At 59.8% G+C, this 5,148-nt stretch carries 4 protein-coding genes and 1 pseudogene; 1 reads left to right on the forward strand and 4 read right to left on the reverse strand.

The features are described 5' to 3' along the window. Positions 1–312 precede the first annotated feature (312 nt). A complete protein-coding gene (locus FE811_RS25655) occupies positions 313–1,506 on the forward strand; it encodes an NADH:flavin oxidoreductase/NADH oxidase (RefSeq protein ID WP_197715666.1) in 1,194 nt (397 codons plus the stop codon). A 997-nt stretch (positions 1,507–2,503) separates the two neighbouring features. On the opposite strand, the gene FE811_RS25660 is transcribed toward FE811_RS25655, so the two are convergent. From FE811_RS25660 to FE811_RS28550, 4 genes and pseudogenes are all read right to left on the reverse strand, one after another. Next, a complete protein-coding gene (locus FE811_RS25660) occupies positions 2,504–3,358 on the reverse strand; it encodes a sensor domain-containing diguanylate cyclase (protein ID WP_041575655.1) in 855 nt (284 codons plus the stop codon). Positions 3,359–3,450: 92 nt separating this feature from the next. Continuing rightward, positions 3,451–3,717: a hypothetical protein gene (locus tag FE811_RS25665; RefSeq protein ID WP_049775953.1), complete on the reverse strand. Its 267-nt coding sequence runs from the start codon at positions 3,715–3,717 to the stop codon at positions 3,451–3,453. Between the two features lie 69 nt (positions 3,718–3,786). Beyond that, positions 3,787–4,925 (reverse strand): IS3 family transposase gene (locus FE811_RS25670; protein WP_140849322.1). Its coding sequence is split into 2 segments (ribosomal slippage): positions 3,787–4,667 and positions 4,667–4,925, totalling 1,140 coding nucleotides; the frame shifts between segments, so codons are not numbered across the junction. A gap of 32 nt (positions 4,926–4,957) precedes the next feature. Beyond that, a pseudogene (locus FE811_RS28550) lies at positions 4,958–5,148 on the reverse strand (hypothetical protein); the annotation flags it as partial.

Below are 5,148 nucleotides of genomic sequence, written 5' to 3' on the forward strand. Positions count from 1 at the left end.
GGCTTGAGGGTCTGCTCTGGGCTGCTCGGAGCCTGCGTCGTGACGGCTCCGGTGAGGCAAACCAGTCCGGCGTATTTTGGGCATGCGGAAAAATGTAATCTTCCTTCGCGAGCATCGTGAGCTCGGCGACGTCGCGTGGCAGCGCGATCACGATCGCAGCCAGCCGCTTGCGGGCGAAACCGCGTATGTACGCGGCCCTGTATGCTGCGCTGCGCCGACTGCACCTCCGTCATCGGACGGTTTGTCAGGACTCGAGATTCTGCGTGGCTGGATGCTGCGAGGGTCGGCATCGTGGCGGATCGTGCAACCCCAATGACGACACCGCTCGAAGCAGACCAAAGCCAATTACAACGAAGAGAGACGTACCAGATGACGCTGTTTGAACCATTCCTGCTGCGCGGTGTAACGCTAAAGAACCGGGTGGTCGTCTCACCGATGAGCCAGTACCGCGCGCAGCACGGCGTGGCGAACGACTGGCACTTGGTCCACCTCGGTCGGTTCGCACTCGGAGGCGCCGCGCTGGTGTTCTGCGAGGCTACTGCGGTGCAGGAGCATGGCCGGCGTACACATGGCGACCTCGGGATATGGTCGGACGCCCACATCGACCGGCTCGCGGCGGTCACTCGCTTCCTCTCGCAAGAGGGAGCAGTTGCAGGCATCCAGCTCGCCCATGCGGGCCGCAAGGCGAGCGAACGCCGCCCCTGGCACGGTGAGACACCGGTCGACTCGGAAGACATCGCACAGCGCGGTGAAAAACCGTGGGCTGCACTCGGGCCGAGTGCGATCCCATACGCGGAAGGCTGGCCTGCTCCGGCCGCGATGAGCATCGAGGACATCAGGGAAGTGATCGCGTCGTTCCGAATTGCCGCTGAGCGAGCACGCGAGGCCGGCTTCCGGGTGATCGAGGTCTACGCCGCGCATGGGTTTCTCATCCACCAGTTTTACTCGCCGCTCGCGAACCAACGGCGCGATGACTACGGCGGAAGCCTCGAAGGACGATGCCGTCTGGCACTCGAGATCGCCGCAGCGATCCGCGAGGTTTGGCCAGACGAATACCCACTGGTCTTCCGCCTATCGGTCACCGACTGGCATCCCGAGGGCTGGCAAGTGGACGACACAATCTACCTCGCACAACGACTGAAGGACCTCGGCGTCGACGCGATCGACTGCTCAAGCGGCGGCATCTCAGGACGGGAACGTCCGCAGGGCATGACCCTCGAGCACGGCTATCAGCTCGCCCTCGCCGCGCGGGTGAAGACGGCAGCACGCATCGCGACGATCGGTGTCGGACTTCTTTGGGACCCGAAGCTGGTCGACCGCTCGATCGACCAAGGCGATATCGACCTCGTCGCACTCGGTCGCGAACTGCTGGAGGACCCGAACTGGCCATTGCAGGCGGCCCGCGAACTTGGCGCCGACGGGGTTCATGGGATGTGGCACCCGGAGTTCGGGTGGTGGCTCGAGAAACGGGCGCGGGCTGTCCGCAGACTCGGGATACGCAAGTGATCGACCATTGATCATCAACAACGCCCTCGGCCCGAAATCCCGGCGCGATTGCTCTTGCCGCGACCCAGGATAGATACAACATCCCTTAGGACAGGAACTCGATGGAGGAGTAGGTAGCCGCGCACTGCGAGATCTAGACATCGTCATTGTTGACGTCGCCCGTGCATGAAGTGGCGGCCCCGTTCGAGATTGAGCAGGTATCGCAGATGAGCTGATAAGCCTTGGCGGTCTCGGCTATGGTCCTTCACCCTACGATTTGCTGCAGGGCTTGCCGCCTGCACGACGATGGCCATGCGGTTATCTGCACAACGCAAGAGTCTCCCGCCTGAGCGAGCGCGAATGACAGTCGTGCATTCGAAACGTTCCGACATGATGCCCACCGATCTTTTCACACGAACGATTGTACTCGAAGGGCCACTCAATCACTCAATGACGACAGCGCCAGATGATTCTTGGGATAGCCGATCGCTGTCCAGTCGATCCGACCATGGTGCGCGGATCGGATATTCAGACCGGGCTCTATTGAGGGCAAGCTCTGTGGCGCAATGTAGCTGATGTCTATTTTGGTCGCACTGGGAATAAATCTACCAGCATCGTACTTCTAAACGTCAATTCTTTCGGCCGCACCATTGGTTTTTGGATGCATCGCCGAATGCATCGATTCCATAGCCGGAGGTCTTTGGCGGTGGAGACCTACGCTCATATTTTTGGGCTACAGGCATGGAAAAAAGAACACGGACCACCGAAAAAGTTGAGGCAGTGTCGCAGGCGACGTTATACTTTCGATCTTGAGGGAACACGAGATGTATGCACATATTGTGGTCGCAAGGGATGGCTCTAGTCTGGCGGTCGATCAGTCGATAGCCGCTCGAGATTTTCCGATTTCCCCGGCAGCACCTCCTCCATGAACTTGTGAAGGATAAGTCCGCGCTCGCGGCCGCCTCTGCCGCGAAACTATAGCGTGTCGGGGCGTCGTCCATCCATGATAACACTGGCACTAGAGGCGCCAGATAGTTACCCTGTTCCGGCCCAGATGCTTGGATTGATACAACGCCGCATCAACCTGGTGAAAGACGTCGGCCGGCGATTGTGGCCCTTCAAAAATCCCAAGCCCCATCGAAACCGTCACCACACCGTAGGGTTGGTTCCCGGGGTGTGTAATTGCCAACGCACCGACTCGATTCCGCAATGCCTCAAAAAAAGTGTGTGCGTCCAGAGCGGCGCGTGTACGACACGCCATGAGAAACTCCTCGCCGCCGATCCGGAAAAAAAGATCGTCGGCATTTGTTAAATGCGTGCGCAGAACCGTGCCTATTTGGCGCAGAACGTCGTCTCCAGCCGCATGGCCATGCCTGTCATTGTAGCTTTTGAAATTGTCGATATCGAGAATGGCGACGGATCGGAATAGGCCATCGTTGGCCGTGTTGAGATATTCTGGAAATTGTCGTGAGTAGGCATGCCGGTTCGGTATTCCCGTCAACGCGTCGATACTGGCGCTGCGTGCTTCGGTGATATCCGTAAAAATCCAGATTCGCGCAGCCAACCTTCCACCTTCATCGAACGGCACACTGCGCCGCGAAAAAATGCGGCCGTCCTTGAGCAGAATTTCGTCCTCGGAGGTCTCCTGGGCCAGCTGCAGCCGATCCACCTCGCGAAGGAAACCCTCCGGGTCCAGCAGTTGGTCCGTCACGAAAGTGAGCATGCCGAGCTCGTTCTTCGTGCTCACCAATTCGTCTGGAATCTTCCAGAGCTGAGCAAAAGAGCGATTCGCATAGACTACGCGACGCTCGGAGTCGGTTAGTAGGACGCCGTCCGGAAGCGCATCCAAAGTCCGCTCGAACAGCGAGCGCACGGCAGTCCCTCCAAATGTCATGCGCTTCAATCCTCTAGTCCGCCCCAATTGCGCTCGGTCATTGTATCCGGGAATGGTTGTAGTTTCGTCACTTACGCCCTTGCCCAATAGATCGAGGATGCGGTGTTCACGAGCATGCACTCCTTGCGCTCAGGATCCTCAAGCGATCGCTTCAAGACATCGGAAAAGAACGCTTCGATGGCTTCGCGGGGCGGTAATGCACGGCAACGTCGGATACGGTCGGCTACGCTGTTCTCCACATAGCGGTCCAACGATTTGGCGAAGAGCGTGCGCTCATCCCCGAATGCGTTGTAAAGGCTCGCGCCGGTGATCCGGGTCTTGTCGATAAGGTCGCGCACTGACGTTGAGAGCTGGCTCGGTTTGTCTGAACAGTTTGGGGGCTGTCGCTAAGTGGATTTTGGCCTTGGTTATGCCGCAGCCAGGATTGGCTGCAGCGCGTTGAAGTAGGCTTGATCGGGCGTTTGCCGTCCCAGGCTCTGATGAGGCCTCCTGCCGTTGTAGAAGGCCAGATACCGACCGATCGAGGCGCGCGCGTCGGACACGTTGGCGTAGGCGCGCAGATAGACCTCCTCGTATTTGACCGATTTCCAGATGCGCTCGACGAAGACGTTGTCGCGCCAGGCGCCCTTGCCGTCCATGCTGATCCTGATGCCGGAGCCGATCAGCAGGGTGGTGAACTCGCGGCTGGTGAACTGCGAGCCCTGATCCGTATTGAAGATTTCGGGCTTGCCGAAGCGGGCCATGGCCTCCTCGACGGCCTCGATGCAGAAGGCGACGTCCATGGTGATCGACAGCCGCCAGGCCAGAACTTTGCGGCTGAACCAGTCGACGACAGCCGTCAGATAGACGAAGCCCCGCGCCATCGGGATGTAGGTGATGTCCATCGCCCAGACCTGATTGGGACGCGTCACCAGCAGCTTGCGCAGCAGGTATGGGAAGATCTTGTGCCCCAGCGTCGGCTTCGAGGTGTTCGGTCGGCGATAGAGCGCCTCGATCCCCATGCGCTTCATCAGCGTGGCGACGTGGAGACGCCCAACCGTGTGGCCATCCGCCCCGAGAAGCCCCTGCAACATGCGGCTGCCGGCGAAGGGATATTCCAGATGCAGCACGTCGATCGCGCGCATCAAGGCAAGGTCGGCGGCAGGAACCGCGCGGGGCAGATAATACACGCTGCCCCGGCTGATCCCGAGCACCTTCGCCTGCCGGTTCAAAGGCAGATCGTGAGCGCGGTCGATCATCGCTTTGCGCTCAGAAGGCCGGCCTTGCCGAGCGCGCCGGACAAAAAATCGTTCTCCAGCGCCAGCTCTCCGATCTTCGCATGAAGCGTCTTCACGTCGATCACGGGCGCGGTGGCTTCCGACTTCGCTTCGGACCCAAAGACGCCGGCAGCCCCTTCAAGAAGCTGGCTGCGCCATTGCGTGATCTGGTTGGGGTGGACGTCGAACTGCTGCGCCAGGTCGGCCAGCGGCTTCTCGCCCTTGATTGCAGCCAATGCGACCTTCGCCTTGAAAGCCGGGCTGTGGTTCCGGCGCACGCGTCTCGTCATATCCGCTCCTGTTCACGGCGATCATGCCGCGTTCAGGCCGAAAATCCACCTAAGCCCACTGTCCAGATTTCCCGAGCCAGCTCTTTGCCTCGTTGCCTCGTTGCCTCGTAGCCATGGCGCCAGAAGCATTGCATTGCCGCGTCGAGCACGGCTTCCTCATCGAATTCTCTTGGTCTTGCCATCCGGCGCTCTCGCAAAATTCCAGCTTCGCGTCTTGCCATAT

Source organism: Paracoccus sp. FO-3 (genome assembly GCF_006386455.1).
In the GTDB taxonomy this organism is placed as follows: domain Bacteria; phylum Pseudomonadota; class Alphaproteobacteria; order Rhodobacterales; family Rhodobacteraceae; genus Paracoccus; species Paracoccus versutus.